This window comes from Bradyrhizobium sp. YCK136, from assembly GCF_044570075.1.
GTDB classification, from domain to species: Bacteria; Pseudomonadota; Alphaproteobacteria; order Rhizobiales; family Xanthobacteraceae; genus Bradyrhizobium; species Bradyrhizobium diazoefficiens.
In genome coordinates, this window is the sequence record NZ_CP172424.1 from 7547437 (window position 1) to 7565410 (window position 17974).

Annotated in this window: 11 protein-coding genes and 1 pseudogene; 5 read left to right on the plus strand and 7 right to left on the minus strand. The window is 65.3% G+C overall.

Going from position 1 to position 17974, the window contains the following annotated elements; all coding sequences use genetic code 11:
• Positions 1 to 69 precede the first annotated feature (69 nt).
• The gene (locus ACFLEY_RS36425) at positions 70 to 375 is read right to left on the minus strand and encodes a GlsB/YeaQ/YmgE family stress response membrane protein (protein ID WP_038966522.1); all 306 of its coding nucleotides are present in this window, start codon (positions 373 to 375) and stop codon (positions 70 to 72) included.
• 278 nt (positions 376 to 653) lie between these two features.
• Between ACFLEY_RS36425 and ACFLEY_RS36430 the strand changes: the two genes are divergently transcribed.
• From ACFLEY_RS36430 to ACFLEY_RS36440, 3 genes are all read left to right on the plus strand, one after another.
• Positions 654 to 929: a hypothetical protein gene (locus ACFLEY_RS36430; protein ID WP_011085033.1), complete on the plus strand. Its 276-nt coding sequence runs from the start codon at positions 654 to 656 to the stop codon at positions 927 to 929.
• Between the two features lie 159 nt (positions 930 to 1088).
• Complete coding sequence (locus ACFLEY_RS36435) at positions 1089 to 1766, plus strand: Crp/Fnr family transcriptional regulator (protein ID WP_011085032.1); 678 nt, start codon at positions 1089 to 1091, stop codon at positions 1764 to 1766.
• 57 nt (positions 1767 to 1823) lie between these two features.
• A complete protein-coding gene (locus tag ACFLEY_RS36440; protein ID WP_028175197.1) occupies positions 1824 to 2051 on the plus strand; it encodes a hypothetical protein in 228 nt (75 codons plus the stop codon).
• A gap of 79 nt (positions 2052 to 2130) precedes the next feature.
• Here the strand turns inward: ACFLEY_RS36440 and ACFLEY_RS36445 are convergent, their stop codons facing one another.
• The 3 genes from ACFLEY_RS36445 to ACFLEY_RS36455 form a co-directional block, all read right to left on the minus strand.
• Complete coding sequence (locus tag ACFLEY_RS36445; RefSeq protein ID WP_049832558.1) at positions 2131 to 2469, minus strand: hypothetical protein; 339 nt, start codon at positions 2467 to 2469, stop codon at positions 2131 to 2133.
• Positions 2470 to 2514: 45 nt separating this feature from the next.
• Positions 2515 to 2661, minus strand: a complete 147-nt coding sequence (locus ACFLEY_RS36450) for a hypothetical protein (RefSeq protein ID WP_156149857.1) — start codon at positions 2659 to 2661, stop codon at positions 2515 to 2517.
• Between the two features lie 434 nt (positions 2662 to 3095).
• Complete coding sequence (locus ACFLEY_RS36455; protein WP_060910725.1) at positions 3096 to 4532, minus strand: lipopolysaccharide biosynthesis protein; 1437 nt, start codon at positions 4530 to 4532, stop codon at positions 3096 to 3098.
• 385 nt (positions 4533 to 4917) lie between these two features.
• Between ACFLEY_RS36455 and ACFLEY_RS36460 the strand changes: the two are divergent.
• Positions 4918 to 5984, plus strand: a pseudogene (locus tag ACFLEY_RS36460) (endo-1,4-beta-xylanase).
• A 12-nt stretch (positions 5985 to 5996) separates the two neighbouring features.
• On the opposite strand, the gene ACFLEY_RS36465 reads toward ACFLEY_RS36460, so the two are convergent.
• The 3 genes from ACFLEY_RS36465 to ACFLEY_RS36475 all read right to left on the minus strand — a co-directional run bounded on the left by ACFLEY_RS36465 (position 5997) and on the right by ACFLEY_RS36475 (position 11303).
• The gene (locus ACFLEY_RS36465) at positions 5997 to 6947 is read right to left on the minus strand and encodes a DUF6492 family protein (RefSeq protein WP_060910724.1); all 951 of its coding nucleotides are present in this window, start codon (positions 6945 to 6947) and stop codon (positions 5997 to 5999) included.
• 95 nt (positions 6948 to 7042) lie between these two features.
• Positions 7043 to 7837, minus strand: a complete 795-nt coding sequence (locus ACFLEY_RS36470) for a protein-L-isoaspartate O-methyltransferase (protein ID WP_060910723.1) — start codon at positions 7835 to 7837, stop codon at positions 7043 to 7045.
• A 1-nt stretch (position 7838) separates the two neighbouring features.
• On the minus strand, positions 7839 to 11303 hold the full coding sequence (locus ACFLEY_RS36475) for an AAA family ATPase (RefSeq protein ID WP_211433570.1): 3465 nt from the start codon (positions 11301 to 11303) through the stop codon (positions 7839 to 7841).
• Between the two features lie 135 nt (positions 11304 to 11438).
• On the opposite strand from ACFLEY_RS36475, the gene ACFLEY_RS36480 reads away from it, so the two are divergent.
• Positions 11439 to 17897, plus strand: coding sequence for a non-ribosomal peptide synthetase (locus tag ACFLEY_RS36480; RefSeq protein WP_211433569.1), 6459 nt, complete (start codon positions 11439 to 11441; stop codon positions 17895 to 17897).
• Positions 17898 to 17974: the final 77 nt, after the last annotated feature.

The window sequence follows — 17974 nt, forward strand, 5'->3', positions numbered from 1 at the left end:
TCATATCCGGTCGCCATCACCAAGTAGTCCCGGCGACGTTCGTTCCAGGCAGACTCTCACGATGCCCGCCTACCAGCGTTTGCGCCAAACGCCGCCCCAGCTTCCGCCCCATCGGCTTCGTCCGCGGACGAGCCCGATGATCATGAGCAGCAAGACCGCGCCGACCGCGGCGTCGATGATCTGCGAGACGATCCCCGAACCGAGATGGATTCCCAGCTGCGGAAATAACCAGCTCGCGATGAAGGCGCCCGCTATTCCCACGACGAGATCGCCGACCAGGCCCAAGCCCGTACCCATGACGATCTGGCCCGCAAGCCAACCGGCCGCGATGCCCACAGCCAATATGACGAGAAGGCTTTCACCAGATATGTTCATTTTCACCTCACCAACGGACGACCAAGCAGTGTTCCGTCACCCGTCAGACTAGACCCGGGCAAGGGCGGATGATGTGCAAAACTGCTCAGATGCCGATCGTATGATCGGCGCGCGGCTCAGGATCAGTTGCGGACCATTCCTTCAAAGCTGAGCAATTTTGCTCTGCAGCAGAGCGAGCCAACCGATAGGCTCTCTGATGGCCGTCCCTCGACCGGCACGAAGAGGGGTCGACAAGTGGCGCGGCTGACGCCTCTGCAGTTCGTCCAGGAGATCTCACCTTGACTATCAGAACAACACGGACCACCGTTTCGTTCGCCAATCCCTTCGTCCTTCAGGGCCTGGAGGGCACTCAGCCCGCCGGTGAATATGTCGTCGTCACTGACGACGAGCAGATCGAAGGGTTGTCGAGGATCGCCTATCGGCGCGTGGCGACGCTGCTTCAGACGCCCGCGAGGTCTGCCCCCCAATTACTGATCCAGTTCTACTCGGTCAGCCAAACGGAGCTGGATGCCGCACTCATGAAGGACCGGCATCAGACGGTCGTACGGCATTGAGACCGCAGGCGAGCCGTATGGCGAGCCGGCCGAGGCCGCCGCCACAATTGCCTGGCCGGGATCACCGGGGGGCCCGAAGGCGGACGCAAGATTTGCCTAACGCGCCCGGCCCCGGCCCTGCTAAACTGAAGCCCCCTCCATCAGGTTCTTGACGACGTTATGCTAAAAGCGGCGAAAAGCTCGTTCGATCCAAAACTCTTTCTCGCCAAGGTCGGCGAGGGCAAAGCCATACTGAAATTCGACAAGAACCAGGTCGTGTTCTCGCAGGGCGACGCCGCGGACACGGTTTTCTACATCCAGAAGGGCAGGATCAAGGTTCTCGTCGTCTCCGAGCAGGGCAAGGAAGCCGTGGTCGGAATCATGGAGCCCGGACAATTCTTCGGCGAAGGTTGCCTGAACGGCCATCCCTTGCGGATTTCGACAACGGTGGCGATGGAGCAATGCCTGGTCACGTCGATCGCGAAATCGGCTATGCTTGCGATACTCAAGGGCGAGCCAAAGTTCTCCGAGTTGTTCATGGAGTATCTGCTCAGTCGAAACAGCCGCATCGAAGAAGACCTGATCGACCAGTTGTTCAATTCGAGCGAGAAGCGGCTTGCGCGTCTTCTCCTGCTCCTGGCGAATTTTGGCAAGGATGGCGCCACGCAGCCCATCACGGCGCAGGTCAGTCAGGAGACGCTCGCAGAGATGATCGGGACGACCCGCTCACGCGTCAGCTTTTTCATGAACAAATTTCGCAAGCTCGGCTTTATCACCTACAACGGCAAGATCGAGGTTCACAGTTCCCTCCTGAACGCGGTCTTGTATGACAAGCCTGAGATCGTGAGGGACGACTGAGACAGTTGGGGGCAAGAACGCCTCGAGCCGCCTCCTGCAACGATATGAAGGTACCCCATGAAAAAGCCGACCGCGCACGTCGACGAGATCGCGCCGAGAATCATTCAAAGGGCTGACGTCGCACCGGCCGATGGCTTCACGCTTGTGGTCGATGGCCACTTCAAGACCCGTTACGACAGCGAAACTGCTGCCCGAGAAGCCGGCGCCGAGTTGCTCGGCAGATTCCCAATGCTGCAAATCCTGGTCTACGATGCTGCGACCGGGATGCGGTCGCCGCTGCAATAGATTTTCGGCGTGACCGGGCCCGCATCGGGTGTCGTTGCGGGCCTGTGCGAAGTGTTCGTGAAGCTCTCGGAATGCAGGATCATCCTTTCTTGGGACGATCGGACGGGGTGTCCGAGACCTGCCGGCGCAGACGTATTGCTTCCGCAAAGCTGTCAGATGGCTGCCTTTGCGGAGCGGGACGGTTCTCGGGCTCGTCAGGCTCCGGTGCTCGCAGGACGGAGAGCAGCGCTTCGCTGTCGCGGTCCAGACGCTTGTCAGCACCCGACGCGTCGAGCGTATGGCCGACCAACTCGCCCGAGAGACGATAGATATTGTTCCCCCGGAGATCGTAGACTTTCTTGCCGGTGAGGTCGAAGATCGATGTGCCGTTCAGAACCCCGGCGCGGATTCCCCTGTTGTTGAATATGTATCCGCTCACCACACATCTCCCATCGACGGCCCTTGGCGGTACGCCGGCGACCGCCTATCGGGTCGCAACCCGGCCTTTCGCCTCCTCCTCGGCCAGACGTATCATGAGCCATTGCCGCCGGACGTCGTCTTTGGCCAGATCGATCTGCCGTCTGAGGATTTTGAGGTTTTCGAGGTGGATGAAGTCTTCCAGGTCCTCCATTCGGGGGCACCCGCTCAGGTCGGTGGCCTCAAATCGTGACTGGCGAGCCAGAGGGCCGCGGCCGATCTCATCGGGTCGGTTTCGACTGCGGCAGCACGAATGTGATGGCAGGCGCACGCGAACGTTCCGATGTCAAAGGCGGATGAGCCGGGGATCCTCACCAAGCTCATGGGTTCGCCGCACCTGGGACAGCGCGGCCGCCGGTCTGATGCAAGTGACGAACCGAATGAGTGGGAATGTTGCAAATGCATGCGATGCACCCTCGAGATCAGGCGGGAGCGTTACAGCACTCTCAGTCACCGATAGATGCCGATAAGGGGCGGTGATACAGCCAGCATGAGCCGCCGGGGCCGAAGTTACTGGTCAATATTGCTCGCTCGAGCAAAGTTCCCGCCGCCTGGAGCCCGGCCCGGTTGCCTCGGCAGACACCGCTGCTAGACGCCCAGCGCCTTCCGGTTGAAGGTTCGCAGAACACGCAGCGACAGCGTTCGCACGTTCGCGACATTGAGAAGCCACGCCGCGGCGGCGTAAGCGAAACCGCCCGCAAGGCTCACGATGACCAGCGCGACGAGCCCGGTGCCGTCGACCTGCGACCGCGCGACGAGGATCGCAGCCGCCATGGCTGCGGCGGAGGCGGCAACGCCGGCGAGACGATTGACGTCGAACGGCACGGGATGGGCACGGTGCATCAGGACGAGTGCGACGACGAAGCCGATCGCCTCGGTCGCAAGCGTCGCCAGCGCCGCGCCGTTGAGACCGTAGCCTGCGACCAGCGCGAACATCAGCGCGACGCTCACCACGAGCGTGAGGAAGGACTGCGCCGCCAGCATGAACGGCCGCTCGGCGAGCTGAAAGCTGATCTGGACGTAGAACTGATTGGCGATGCCGAAGAAGCGGGCGAGCACCAGGGTCGGCAGCAGCGCCGACACGCCGGCGCGGAAGTCGACGCCGACCAGCGTGCCTGCGACCTGGTCCGCCGCCAGCGCCAGCCAGATCGCGACGGGCGCGACGACGACGAGCAGCAGCTCGAGACTTTCGTTCAACCGCTCGCGCGTGGTCTCATTGTTCTTCTCCGACAGCGATCGGAACACGAGCGGCACGGTCGCCGCGGCGACGCTGGAGGCGATCATCACCATGAACTGGCGCGGCAGATCGGCGGCGACGCCAAAGATGCCGGCGGCGTCCTTGCCGAGGAGATAAGCGACGATCAGGCGGTCGCAGGTCGAGTACAGCGCGACCGAGAGACCGGCCAGCGTCAGCGGCAGGCCGTAGCGCGCCAGCTGCATGAACTGGCTGCGCTGGAAAGGCGCGATCCTGGTGCGGTCGCCGACGAGATTGAGGATGATGCCGGTCAGCGAGCCCAGCCCGAACGCCGCGAGCAGGCCCATGCCGCCCCAGCCGAGCCAGATCCCGAGCAGGCCGAAGCCCACGCTCGATACGCTGCGCACGATCGAGATCGCCGCGAACCGGTAAGGGCGCAATTTGGCGCGCTCGAACTCCTGGCCGACATCGACCGCATTGGCCATGATCGCGACGAACATGCTGACGAGCAGCAGCTCGACGCTGACGTCGCTGCGGAACAGGAAGACCAGCGGGGTCGTGGCACAGAGCACCGCGGCCGTGAGCCCAAAGGCGACCATCGCCGTGCCGCGAAAATCCACCTCCGCCGACATCGCCTGATAGCGGGACACCGACAGCTTGATCCAGGCGAAGAAGATCGCACCCAGAATGCCGGCAAGGCTGATGCCGACGACATAGACGCCGTACTCTGCGGGCGTCAGCAGCCGCGTGTAGGCGGTGACCGCGAAGAAGCCCACCGCCGCAGGCAGGATATAGGCGACCAGGTAGATGGAGAAATGGCGGTTCAGCATGCGGGCACGGGACCGGAAGCGGTCATGCGAGTTTTGCGGCCGTTGATCAGTTGGACCTTGGGGTGACGATCGGACTGCGCCGCAGCATCCCCGAAGAGTGTCACATAAGTCTGCAAATCGGGCCGCGAATGGAGCCACGCGGCGGATTTCGCGCGTTAGCGTTAAATTTGCGCTTTCCTCGAACCGGCTGCCGCGATCACTGAGAAGAAACCACGATTCCGGCGTCTTGCGACGCTTTCCAGCGCGTGAACGCGCCGGAACAGCGATGCAGCGGCCCATGGGTTGACGCGCCGGACACCCGGCAAAGGTTAACCCAACACGACGAAACCCCGGCATTGCACGGCGCCGGTCGGTACGATGGCACATTGGTTCCCAAGGGAATGCCGTGGCCAGGCTCGACAGACGCGAATCTCTTCTCGGCAGCGCCGCGACGCTTGCGGCGGGCGGATCCGCGTCAGCCTTGCCGGCGTCGAAACTTGCCCAGCGCCGTCCGGGCTTTGGTGCTGCGGCAACGCTCTGGGACCTGCAGGCCGATCCGCGGCTCGGCGAAGCCATCAGCACCTATTGCACGCAGGTCGTGCCGGTGCTCGAGCTGAAATGGCCGATGCTGCGGCCGGACGCGCACACGTTTGCTTTCGAGCGCGCCGACGCGATCCTGGATTTCGCGCGGGCGAACGATCTGACGATGCGCGGGCATGCGCTGGCCTGGTATCACGACATTCCGGACTGGACCAAGCAGATCAAGGACGCCAAAGGCGTCGAGCGTGCGTATCTCGACCACATCGGCACCGTCGTCTCCTACTACAAGGAGAAGCTGACGTCGTGGACGTCGTCAACGAGCCGATCCCGGACAATCCCCGCAGTCCGAAAGACCGGCGCGACACGTTCTGGACGCAGCATCTCGGCAACAACTGGATCCCGCTCGCCTTCCGCACGGCGGCCGCGGCCGATCCCTTCGTCAAGCTCGCGATCAACGAATACGACATCGAGTCGGCCAAGGACTCCTTCATCGCCAAGCGCGCTGCCTACCGCAACCTGATCATGGAGCTGCTCGACCAAGGTGTCCCGCTGCACGCCGTGGGATTGCAATCGCATCTGCATGCCGAGCTCGAGATCGACACGCATGGGCTCGCCGAATTCGTCACCGAGCTGCGCTCGTGGGGGCTGGAAGTTCTCGTCACCGAGCTCGACGTCGACGATCAGAAGCTGACCGGCAGTCCGGCCGAGCGCGACAAGATCGTCGCCAAGCGTGTCGATGATCTCCTGACCGCGATCTCGACCAGCGGCCCGGTGCGCTCGATCCTGACCTGGGGCCTCTCGGATCGCTACAGCTGGATCAACGGCACCTTCGCCCGCGCGGACAAGCAGCCGAACCGTCCCCTGCCGCTCGACGGCGAATTCAGGCCGAAGCCGTTCATGGACGTCATCAGCAGGTTCACGAGGGACGTTTGAGGGCAGCTTGTTCTAGCGCGTCTTCGGCGTCTCGAACTCGGCTTCGTCTCCCATATGATCGGGAGACAGGCTCGGTCCGCGACGGTCGCGCGAGCTGAGACGAAACACATCGCGGATATCGTCGATCGAGGTCGACGAATAGGACTGGATGCAGAGCGCGACCTGCTCGGGCGAGGCGGCGCGCATCATCGCCTCGATGGCCGGGCGGTCGAGACGCGTGTCATCCCAATGCGAGACCGCGATGCTGTCTTCCGTCACCCGATGTGTTGCCAGATGCTCCGGCGAATTGGCGACGAAGTGGCCGTAGAGCAGGTACTCGGAAAACTTCTTCTTCCGGCACAGTGCGAGAGCCCAGCCGAGGCCAGTCGCCGACTTGATGGCGTCGGTCATCGCGCGCGCGGTATCCTTGTCCCAGACCAGCGCGTTGCCGACATAGTCGTCTGCCGGAAACGAGCGCTCCTTGATACCGAGAAGCTGATCGACGGTGCGGAGCCACAGCACGTGTAACGGGTGGTCGGCGTCGATCCCTTTGCGCGTGACAAACAGCGGCGTCTTCTCACCGCCGGCATATTGGCCGACATCGAATTCGCGGAAGAACAGATTGTCTGAATCCAGGATGCAGACGCGCTGCTCGGGCGCATTGAGGACGCCGGCGATCTTCAGCATCTGCTGGATGTGCCAGCCGTGCACGGGTGACGACAGCAGCGACAGCCAGACGCGTCGTTTGCTGATGAACTGGAGCGCCGGCGGCAGCGCCCAGAGCCATTTCGGCAAGTACCGCGAGGCCGGAACGATGACGCGCTTGTCGGAAGCGAACCGCTCGAACAGCGGCACGTCCTCATCGTTAACGAGAACATAATGCCGCGTATATCCCGTCAGCCAGGTGTCGATGCTCTCGCTGAGCAGCGAAAAGCGTTCGATATCCTTGGCATAGCTGGCAGTCAGCAGTGCAACGGAATGCATGGAGCGTGCTCAAATGGCCATCAAGCCACAGTCATAACCGCACCGGGGGGCGCTGGATACTCACATTCGCAATCAAGGTAAAATGAAACGAAGCATCAGCCATCCGACGGCAGTCCCTGCTCGATGCAGCGAAACCGCAGCGGCGCCAGGGCGGAGGCGCGCTGCCACCAGTCGGCGACACGGTCGTCGAGCGCGGTCGTGCCGCGACCCCGGCCGGGAAAGATCCGGATCTGCTGGACCGGCTCGGCCTCGAACCCCCTGCCCTTGCGCGTGATCCTGACGACGGCACCTTCGCGGTCCCGCTGGGTCAGCGGCACCAGAAGGCGGCCGCGCGGGCGGAGCGACTGGAGCCAGAGCGGATGCGGATGCGAGAAGCCAGCATGCACGATGATGACGTCGGCGGGCGCGCCGATGTCCTCACACCCGTCGCCGTGGACGACCTCGACATTGCGATAGGCGCGAAGATAGTTCGCGGCACGGGCTGCAAGCCGCTCGTCGCATTCGATCGCACGCACGCTGCCCTTCGGACCGACGATCTTCGACAGCACCGCCGAGAAATAGCCAAGCCCGCAGCCGATCTGGACCACGCGGTCCTTGTCCCCGACGTCGAGCAAATCGATGAAATGCGCCCACAGACTCGGCAGGCCGGTGTCGAGCTTGCGGCGCGCGTCGATCGCGACCAGCACATTGTCGTAGAGATGAACGGGATCGGCGTCGGGTGTCAGCCGATAACTGCGCGCCGCCTCGCTCTTGATGCGCCAGGGCCCTCTCGCCAGAAAATCCTCGCGCGGCACGGCGGCGAGCGCTTCGAGCAGGCGCTTTGAGGAAATCCGCTCGCGCTTTGCGATCCTTTCCACGTAGCGCGCACGCGCGGCGGCGAGATCGCTCATGTCAGGGATCGACCCGTTCCCGAACGGGCGCGTCCGCGCGAAGGTCGTTGACGAGCTGCATCGCCTGCTTCAGGTCCGGCGTCAGGAAGCCCTCGCTGAACTTGCCGACGATCGGCGTCAGCAGGAGCGTCGCATGCTCGCCCTTGCCGGCATCATGCGACAGGCGCGCGAGACTGACGGCGGTTCGGAGCTCCCAGGACAGCGCGCCCTGCTTGCGCGCGGTCTCCAGCGACAGGACGAACAGATCTTCCGCTTCCTGCACCGACGCCGGATTGCCGTCCGACAGGGTGATCTCGCCTTGCAGCCGATAGACCTCGGCAAGGTAGGAGTGATCGCCGGTCCGCCTTGCGGTCGCCAGTGCTCCGTCCAGCGCGCGAAGGGCGGCGTCGCGCAGGCCGACCTTGGCGTAGGCTTCCGCGAGCAGGCATCGGAACCAGCAGCCGGCGAGCCAGGAGTCCATCGCCTCATATTCGTCGAGGCCGGAGCGCATCTGGCTGAGGCCCTCGTCGGCCTCGCCGAGCTGGGTCAGCGCCCAGCCGCGCAGGATCGCGGCCTGCTGCTTCCAGTGCAGGAAATTGTGCTCGGTGGCGATGATCATGGCACGGTTGGCGTGATCGCGCGTGCCTTCGACGTCGCGCAAATGCTGGCAGAGATAGGCGCCGAACACCAGCGCGAAGGCGAGCGTGAAGGGATGGCGGATCTTTTCGGCGTTCGCGATCGCCTGTTCGCTGTGCTGGCGCGCCGCGTCGGGCCGGCCGAGGAACCACAGGAGATAGCCGAGATAGGACAGCGAGACCACGCCGGGATCGGTGCCGTGGCGCACCATCAGGTCGGAATGCAGATCGGGGCTGTAGAGATTGATGCAGCGGTGCAAATGATGCTGCGAGGCGGCAAAGCGCCCGCGATAGAGCATGGTCATCGCGATCGCGCGATGCGCCTCGATCAGATAGCCGGTCTGCTGCGCCGGCTGCGTCCGCTCGCTCAGCCGCTCGCGCTTGGCGAATTTCAAAAGTTCGACGCTGAGATCGTGCGCGCGCGTCAGATCCGCCCGGATGAAGTGGCACACCCAGAGCCCGCGCGTGGCAGCAAAGGTATTCTCCTCATCGTCGAGCTGCCGGCCGAGCTCGAGCGCACGGACGTAGTTCTCCTCGACCTCCTGCACCGCATAGCCTTTGGCGGCGATCAGCGCGTTGCCGAGCGCGATGCGCAGCTCGAGCTCCATCTCGTCGGCGCCCTGCATGCGCGCATTGGCCTGCACGACGCTGAGGCCTCGGTGCAGATGGCCGATCGCCTCGAGATTGGCGCCGCTCTTGGCCGCCTGCTTGCCGGCCTTGAGCCAGAGGCTCGCCGCACCCTCGCTCTGGCCGGATTCGGTCAGATGATGGGCGAGCAGCTCCGGCTCGCGCTCGGTCTTCTCCGGATACATCTCGGCGAGCACCTGGACGATGCGGGCATGCAGCTTGCGCCGCTCGCTGTGCAGCAGGCTCGCATGCGCGGCGTTCTGGATCATCACATGCTTGAAGGAGTAGAGCGCGTCCGGCGGATGGCCGCGGCGCATGATCAGCCCCGCCTCCTCCAGGTGATTGAGCGCCGCCTCGATCTGCTCCGAAGGCGTATTGGCGACTGCGTGCAGCGTCTCATAGGAGAACTCGCGGCCGATGGTGGCACCGATCTGCGCGATCCGCTTGAACGGCCCCATCCGGTCGAGACGCGCCATCAGCGAGTCCGTCAGGGTTGCCGGGATCGCGAGTTGCCGCCACGGGCCCGACAGCACGTAGCGCCCATGCCGCTCGGTCAGCAGGTTGGATTCGAGAACGGTCTTGGTCAGCTCCTCCAGGAACAACGGCACGCCGTCGGTCTTGACGATGATCTCCTCGACGACCTCCTTGGGAAGCTCTCTCCCGGCGACGCGCTCGACCATCGTCGTGCGCAACTGCCGGCTGAGGCGGTTCAGCACCAGGGTGGTGATGTGCGAATGCGCATTCCAGCTGGGCTGGAACTCGGAGCGCGCCGTGATGATGACGAGGATCGGCTCGTTCTGCACCTTGTCGACGAAGAGATCGATGACCTCGCGGGAGGTCGGATCGATCCAGTGCAGGTCCTCGAAGGCCATCACGAGCGGCATCTCGCGTGCGAGGCCGAGGAAATGATTGACCAGCGCCACGACCGTCGCGTCCTTCTGCTGCTGCGGCGACAGCTCGAGCGGCGGATAGCGGTCGCCGGTCGGTATCGACAACAGCGCGGCAAACAGCGGCGTGACCTGCTCGATGTCGCCATGGGCGGCGGCGATAGCGGTCTCCAGGCTCGCCAGCGAGTGCGCGGACGCATCCTCCCGGTCGAGGCCGAGGGAGAATTTGAGCTGCTCGGCGAACGGATAGAACGCGGTGGACGTGTAGTAGGGCGAGCACTGGAACGAGACCTGTCCGTGGCGGTCGCCTGCGATCCGCTCGAATATCTCCTGAATGATGCGCGACTTGCCGATGCCGGGCTCGCCGAACTTGACCACGACCTGGCCGTCGCCATCCTTGACCTGCTGCCAGCGCCCCATCAGCAGCGCGATCTCCTCCTCGCGGTTGACGAGCGGCGTCAGCCGCGTGCCCATCGCGGCGGCAAACCTGGTCTCCACGCGCGAGGCACGCACCACATGCCAGGCCTGCGTTTTCTCCGAGATGCCCTTCAGCGCATGGACGCCGAGATTGCAGTAGTCGAACTTCCCCTTCAGCAGCGACTGCGTCGAGGCCGAAATCACCACGCCATTGGGCGGCGCCAGCGCTTGCAGGCGCGCGGCGAGATTGACGGTTTCTCCGACCGCGGAGTCGCGCTCTTCGGTGCCCTGCCCCACGAGGTCGCCGACCACGACGAGACCGGTCGCGATCCCGATACGGACGGCGGGCGAGTGGCTGAGCGCGCCACGCGGCTCGATCGCGCGTGCGGTCGACAGCACCCGCACGATCTCGAGCCCCGCACGCACCGCGCGCTCGGCGTCGTCCTCATGTGCAGTCGGATAGCCGAAATAGACCAAAATTCCGTCGCCGACGAACCGAGCGGCAAAGCCCTCGTAGTGCTTGACCACGCGGACGCAGGTCTCGCGGAAGCTCGCGATCAAGTCACGCACGTCTTCCGGATCGAACTGCACCGAGAGCGAGGTGGAATCCACCATGTCGCAGAACATGGTGGTGAGTTGACGCCGTTCGGCCCCGACCTCCGCCCGGGCCTGCGGGGGCGCCGCGGCGGCCGGCGCCTCCGCGGTTTCAGCCTGGAACAGCGCCGCCATCGCTCGCTGGAGCCGCTTGCGATCACCAAGCGGCAATCCGAGCTCGACCAGGTCGGATTCGGTGAGATCCGCCATGACATCGAGATCGAGGCGGTGCTGCGCGAAGAGATCGGAGTAGTGCGCAAGGCCGATGCCTTCGAGCCAGCGCTTCAGCCCGCCTTCCGCTCCCGTGCTCGGCTCATTCTCCAGCATGGTGATTCTGCCCGACCATCACTCCGTCGAAGGGCTTTAGGCCCCTCAACCACAGATTTTGGGGCCCGAACTTCACCTCAGACTGGACGCGTTCCCTAACTCATAGGAAGAATAGCTCAATCAGATCAAAAAGGAATGGCATTGTCGGACATTGCATCCGGAGCGGGATCGGTCGGCGCGAGCGGCGAAACGAAGATCTTTTCCCATATCGGCGGCCTTCTCGACTTCTACGCCCGCAGGACGCCGGCGGCGCCCGCCCTCCTCGCCCCTGGCCGGCCGGCCCTCACCTACGGCGCGCTCGGCGAGCGGACGCAGGATCTGGTCCGCACGCTGCGCGGGCTCGGCATCGCGCCGGCTGACCGGATTGCCGTTGCGCTGCCGCGCGGCGCGGACAGCGCGCTGGCACTGATCGCGGTCGCATCAAGCTGCGCCTGCATCCCCGTCAATCCCGATCTGACCGCGGACGAGCTGCAACGCTATTTCAGCGAATTGAAGCTGACGGCGCTCGTCACCCGGGCCGACATGAACTCGGCCAGTCGCGACGTCGCCAGGGCGCTCGATATCGCGGTGATCGATTTCGTGCCGGGGCCGAACGACGATCTCGGAGGCTGCGCGTTCGTGGGCCCGGCGGTCGGTCCGGCGAGCACGAGCGGCGCCTCGCGCGGCGACGACGATGCGTTCATCCTCCTGACGTCAGGCACGGCGGCGCGGCCGAAAATGGTGCCACTCACGCATCGCAATGTCTGCCTGTCCGCCACCAATGCCGGCCGCGTGCTGTCGCTCACGTCCCACGATCGCCTGCTCAACGTCCTGCCGCTGTTTCACGCCCATGGTTTGATCTCGGGTCTGCTGACGGCGCTGGCCGCGGGCTCCAGCGTGATCTGCACCGAGGGTTTCGACGCCTCGTCCTTCTTCGGCTGGATGCGGGAGCTGCAACCGACCTGGTACACGGCGGTGCCGACCATTCATCGCGCGCTGCTGACGGCGGCGGAAGCGAATCCGGACCGCGCCCGGGCCTCGTCGCTGCGCGTGATCCGCTCGGCCTCGGCCTCGCTCGCGCCCGCGATCCTTGGCGGACTGGAGGCAACGTTCGGCGTTCCCGTGCTCGAAACCTACGGCATGACGGAGGCGGCCTCGCAGATCGCGGCCAACCCGTTCGAGCTGCGCAAGCTCGGATCGGTCGGCCGAGCCGCGGGGCCCGAGATCGCGGTCATGGACGAGACGGGCCGCGCGCTTGCGAGCGGCGCACACGGCGAGATCGTGCTGCGCGGCGCGAACATGAGCCGTGGCTATTATAATGACGAGGCGGCGACGCAGGCCGCCTTCCGCGACGGCTGGTTCCGGACCGGCGATCTCGGCTATCTCGATGCCGACGGCTATCTCTTCATCGTCGGCCGCATCAAGGACGTCATCAATCGCGGCGGGCAGAAGATCTCGCCGCTCGAGGTGGAAGAGGTCCTGCTCAGCCATCCGGCAGTGCTGGAGGCCGGCGTCTTTGCCGTTCCGCACCCAAAGCTCGGCGAGAACGTCGCCGCCGTCGTGGTGTTGCGAGCGAATTCCGAGGCGACCTCGGACCAGTTGCGCCAGTTCGCGCGAAAGCGTCTCGCGGCCTACAAGGTGCCGAGTCTGATCCGCGGCGTGGCGGCGCTGCCGAAGGGCGCCAGCGGCAAGGTCAAGCGCAACGCACTGGCCGATCTGATCGCGACGGCGGAGGACGCCGATGCGCCGCGCCTGCCGCGCACCACGCTGGAGACGCAGCTCGCGGAGATCTGGGCCGGTCTTCTGGAGCTGCCGCAGGTCGGCATCGATCAGGACGTCTTCGCGCTCGGCGCGGACTCGCTCGCGGTGACGCAGATGCGCTCGCGCCTGCGCGAACGCTTCAACGTCGACTTCTCGTTCGAGGACATCTTCGACTGCGCTACGGTCGCCGCGCTTGCGACCCGGCTGGAGACCGCCGCAACCCATCGCGAAGCGGCGCTACCGGCCTGGCGCCGAGCCGGAGCTGCGACAGCGGACACGCCGCTGTCGTACCAGCAGCAGCGGATATACCTGCTCTCGCGGCTCGATCCGACCCACTACAACTATAATGTCGTCGAAGTCGCGCTCCTCAAAGGCCTGGTCGACGTCACCGCGCTTTCTGCGAGCCTCACCGCGATCTGCGCCCGCCATGAGGCGCTGCGTTCGGTCTTCGTCGAACGGCAGGGCGAGCCGGCGCAGCTTGTGCTGCAATCGCCGCCAAAATTCGAGCGGATCAAGCTCAAGCCCTGCCCTGCGGACAAGCAGGTCGCGGTCGTCCGGCGCGAGACGCTCAAGCTCGCGCAATATCCGTTCGACCTGGCGCACGAGCCGCCACTGAAGGTCACGCTGCTGTCGTTCGACAAATCCAGCCACGCGCTGGTGGTCAATTTGCATCACCTCGTCACCGATGGCTGGTCGCAGCGGCTGTTCTGGGAGGAGCTCGCCGCCCATTATGCCGCGGCACGCAAGAAGGGCGTGGCAGCGCTGCCCTCGCCCACTTTCCAGTATCGCGACTTCGCACTGTGGCAGCAGAGCTGGGCGCGAACGCCGGCGGCAAAAGAACAGCTCGATTACTGGCGGACGCAGCTCGACGGCGTCACCACGCTGCCGCTGCGGACCGACCGGCCACGGCCTGAGATCTGGAGCGGTCACGGCGCCCGTCACTATTTCGAATTCTCCAGGGCCCTCTCGGGCGACGTCCGCGCGCTGAGCCAGGACCAGGGCGTCACGCCCTTCATGATCCTGCTCGCGGTGTTTCAGTGCCTGCTATTCCATCACACCTCGCATGAGGATGTCGCGACCGGATCGCTGATCGCCAACCGCAACCAGATCGAGAGCGAGCGTCTGATCGGGCTGTTCGCCAACACCCTGATCCTGCGCAACGATTTCGGCGGCGATCCCAGCTTCGGAGAGATGTTGCGGCGGGTGCGCCAGGTCACGCTGGATGCCTACCGCAATCAGGATCTCCCGATCGAGGAGGTGCTGCGTGCGTTGCAGATCGCACGCCGGAGCGACGGCAATCCGCTGTTCCGGATCATGTTCATCCTCCAGAACGCCTCGATCGAGGCGGCACGCTTTCCGGGTCTGTCGACGCGGCGGCTGGAGGTCGATCCAAAAGTGGCGCGCTTCGACATCACGCTCGAGCTGGTCGAGGCCGACGGCCGATTCACCGGGTTCTTCGAGTACGCCACCGATCTGTTCGGTGCGGCCACGATCGAAGACATGGCTGCTCAATTCAAGACCCTGCTCAAGGCCGTCATCGCCAATCCGGAACAGCGCATCTCGCGCCTGCCGCTGCTGACCGAAGCCGAACGCCGGCAACTGCTGGCGAAGGGCCACGGCGTGCCGGCCAATTTCACCACGCGCGGCAATTTGAGCGAACGCTTCGACCGTCAGGCCAGGACAACGCCGAACGCTGTTGCGGTGTCGGACGGACACACATCGCTGAGCTATCGCGAGCTGGCCCGGCGCAGCCAGGCGGCCGCGCGCTGGCTGGCCCGCGAAGGCGTCGGTGCCGAGAGCGTGGTCGCCTTGCTCGCGGAGCGCGGACCCGATCTGCTCGCCGCAATGATCGCGGTGCAACGCGTGGGCGCGGCCTTCCTGAACCTCGATCCCGACCAGCCGCCGGCGCGGCTTGCGACCATCCTTGGATCGAGCTGCGCCCGCGTGCTGCTGATCGGGCGTGCCCAATCGGCCATGGTCGAGGCTCTGCTCGAGCCGCTGGTCGAGCGCATCCAGGTGGCCGAGCTCGACGACGCGATCGCGCCGGGGGCGACCAAGCCGGCCCGCGCCGCGCGGCGCGCGGCATCCAGCCTCGCCTATCTCATCTATACATCGGGCTCCTCCGGCGCGCCGAAAGGCGTCATGATCGAACAGCGCGGGCTGTCGAACCATCTGGCGTCGCTGATTTCCGAGCTGAAGCTGTCGGCCAGGGACGTGATCGCGCAAACCGCGCCGCAAAGCTTCGTCATCTCGGTCTGGCAGTTCCTCGCCGCGCCGATGGTCGGCGCGCGCGTGCATGTCTGCGGCAACGCGATCGTGCAGGACCCGACCCTGCTCGCGCGGGAGATCGAGCGCGAAGGCATCACCGTGCTCGAGATCGTCCCGTCGCTGCTGCGCGTGATCGTCGATCGCATGGACGAAGCGCCGATCCTGCGCGCCTTCGCGAGGCTCCGCCTCCTGATCTCGACCGGCGAGCCGCTGCCGGTCGACCTCTGCCGCGCCTGGTTCGCCCGCTGCCCGAAAGTGCCGCTGATCAATGCTTATGGCGCATCGGAATGTTCCGACGACGTCTCCCTGCATCGCCTGACCAAGCCGCCCGCGACCGCGACGAGCAACGTTCCGGTCGGCGCGCCGCTGCCGAACACCCAGCTCTACGTGCTCGACGCAAACCTTGAGCCGCAGCCGGTCGGCGTGACCGGCGAGCTCTGCATCGGCGGCGCGGGCGTCGGCCGCGGCTATATCAACGATCCCGCGCAGAACAAGCAACGTTTCCTGCCCGATCCGTTCTTGCGCCAGGCTGCTAGCCGGCTGTACCGGACCGGCGACCTCGCCCGCCGCCGCGCCGACGGGACGATCGAGTGCCTCGGCCGCGCCGACCATCAGGTCAAGGTCCGCGGCTACCGCATCGAGCTCAAGGAGATCGAGAATGCGCTGGCTGACCATCCGAGTGTGCGCGCCGGCATCGTCGAGCCGCGCCGCGAGGCCAGCGGCGACGTCAGGCTGATCGCCCATATCGTCGCAAGGCCCGGCAGCCGGGTCAGCGCCAGCGAGTTGCGCGACTTCCTGAAGAGCCGACTGCCCGGCCATGCCATCCCGTCCGCATTCCTATTCATGGATCAGGTGCCGCTCAACGCCCATGGTAAGATCGACCGGTCCATGCTGCTGGCACCCGCACAGCAAGAGGCATCCGAGCCGGATGCGGCCGTGCCGGCGCGGCGTTTCACCGAAAAGGTGCTCTCGGATATCTGGATCGATCTGCTGAAGGTCGAGAACCTCAGTGTCACCGACAATTTCTTCGATCTCGGCGGCCATTCGCTGCTGGCGGGCCAGGCGATGGCGCGCGTCGCCCGCGCGCTCGGCGTCTCGCTGCCGATCAAGACCATCTTCGAGGCGCCGACGATCGAGGAACTTGCCCGGCGGGTCGACGAGGCCGTGGCGGCGAAGCCGCACAAGCCTGCTGCAAGCCTGCCAAGACTCACTGAAACAAGGCTGGCTGAAAACGGCCCTCCAACGCTCTCGATCGCGCAGGACCAGATGATTCGCATCGAGCAGAGCCTGCCGGGGCTGCCGCTGTTCAACCTGCCCTTCGCCTTCCGCCTCCAGGGCCCGCTCGATCCGGCCACCCTCGCCCAGGCGTTCGGCGACATCGTGCGTCGCCACGAATCGCTGCGGACCGCGTTCGGCTGGAGCGGCGGGGAGCCGGTCAGCCGCATCGCCACACCCAGCGAACTCGGGCCGGTCCTCACCGTCGAGGTCATTGGCGACGGGCGGCCGCACAACAACAAGCGGCGCCAGGCCCTCGAACTCAGGAAGATCGATCTCCTGATCGAGCAGGAGACCTACACCCCGTTCGACGCCGCGCGGCCGCCGCTGTTGCGGGCACGGCTGTTGCGGCTCCATGCCGACGATCACGTGCTGCTGCTGACGCTGCACCATGCCGTTGCCGACGGCTGGTCGATCGGCGTGCTGTTCGAGGAATTGTCGAGCCGCTATGCGGCGCTGGCCGGACGTCCCTCAGCGCCGCTGCCGAAGCTGCCGTCGGCCTTTTCGGACGTCGCACGCTGGCAGCGCTGGTGGTGCGGCACCGACGCCGCACGCCGCCAGGCCGCCGACTGGACGGAGAATCTGCGCGGTGCGGCTCCAATCTTCGACGGCAACGCGAGCCCGGGCGCATCCACCGGTCACCATCCGCTCAGGCTCGAACCCGACCTGATCGCGCGGCTCACGGCGTTCGCCGGTCAGCATAACGCCACGCTGTTCATGTGCCTGCTCACCGGCCTGAAGGCCCTGCTGCTGGCACGGACCGGCCGTACCGACATCTCGGTCGCCACCGCGATGGCCAATCGCGCCCAGCCGGACACCGACCGAATCGTCGGCCCGTTCGAGAATACGGTGATCGTCCGCACGACAATCACGCCGGATCTGTCGTTCGCCCAAGCCTTGGTCCGCGTGCGCCAGAGCGTGCTCGATGCGCATGCGCGGCAGGAGCTGCCGTTCAACATGCTGGCCGACCATCTGGAGCAGCAGGGGATCGACCCGGCCGCGCTGCTCCAAGTCTATTTCACGCTGCAAAATCCGCTGCGCCAGCCGCTCGACCTGCCGGAGATTGCGGTGCAATCGATCGGAAACATCGCGCGCGAGGGGCAGCCGGTGCTACCGATCGACCAGACCTGGCTGTCGCTGATGCTCAAGGAGCGCCCGACCGGAATCACCGGTTCATGCAATTACAAGGGCGAACTGCTCGAGGCCCGTATGGTCGGCGAGTGGATGGAGGATTTCGTCGCGCTGCTGGGGGCCGCCGCCGCCCAACCCAACACGCCGCTCGACCGATTGCTCGATCGCAGGGCTGCTTGACCGCCTGTACAGCACGGGCGAATACAGGTTCACTCGTCAAAGCTGTGAATGACCAAGTTGCATCTTGATTATTTGGC

Excerpts from the sequence above, each read along its gene's own strand:
- ACFLEY_RS36465 (WP_060910724.1), bottom strand. The coding sequence starts at position 6,947 with ATGCATTCCGTTGCACTGCTGACTGCCAGCTATGCCAAGGATATCGAA.
- ACFLEY_RS36480 (WP_211433569.1), top strand. The coding sequence starts at position 11,439 with ATGGCATTGTCGGACATTGCATCCGGAGCGGGATCGGTCGGCGCGAGC.
- ACFLEY_RS36440 (WP_028175197.1), top strand. The coding sequence starts at position 1,824 with ATGAAAAAGCCGACCGCGCACGTCGACGAGATCGCGCCGAGAATCATT.
- ACFLEY_RS36470 (WP_060910723.1), bottom strand. The coding sequence starts at position 7,837 with ATGAGCGATCTCGCCGCCGCGCGTGCGCGCTACGTGGAAAGGATCGCA.
- ACFLEY_RS36435 (WP_011085032.1), top strand. The coding sequence starts at position 1,089 with ATGCTAAAAGCGGCGAAAAGCTCGTTCGATCCAAAACTCTTTCTCGCC.
- ACFLEY_RS36475 (WP_211433570.1), bottom strand. The coding sequence starts at position 11,303 with ATGCTGGAGAATGAGCCGAGCACGGGAGCGGAAGGCGGGCTGAAGCGC.
- ACFLEY_RS36425 (WP_038966522.1), bottom strand. The coding sequence starts at position 375 with ATGAACATATCTGGTGAAAGCCTTCTCGTCATATTGGCTGTGGGCATC.
- ACFLEY_RS36455 (WP_060910725.1), bottom strand. The coding sequence starts at position 4,532 with ATGCTGAACCGCCATTTCTCCATCTACCTGGTCGCCTATATCCTGCCT.
- ACFLEY_RS36450 (WP_156149857.1), bottom strand. The coding sequence starts at position 2,661 with ATGGAGGACCTGGAAGACTTCATCCACCTCGAAAACCTCAAAATCCTC.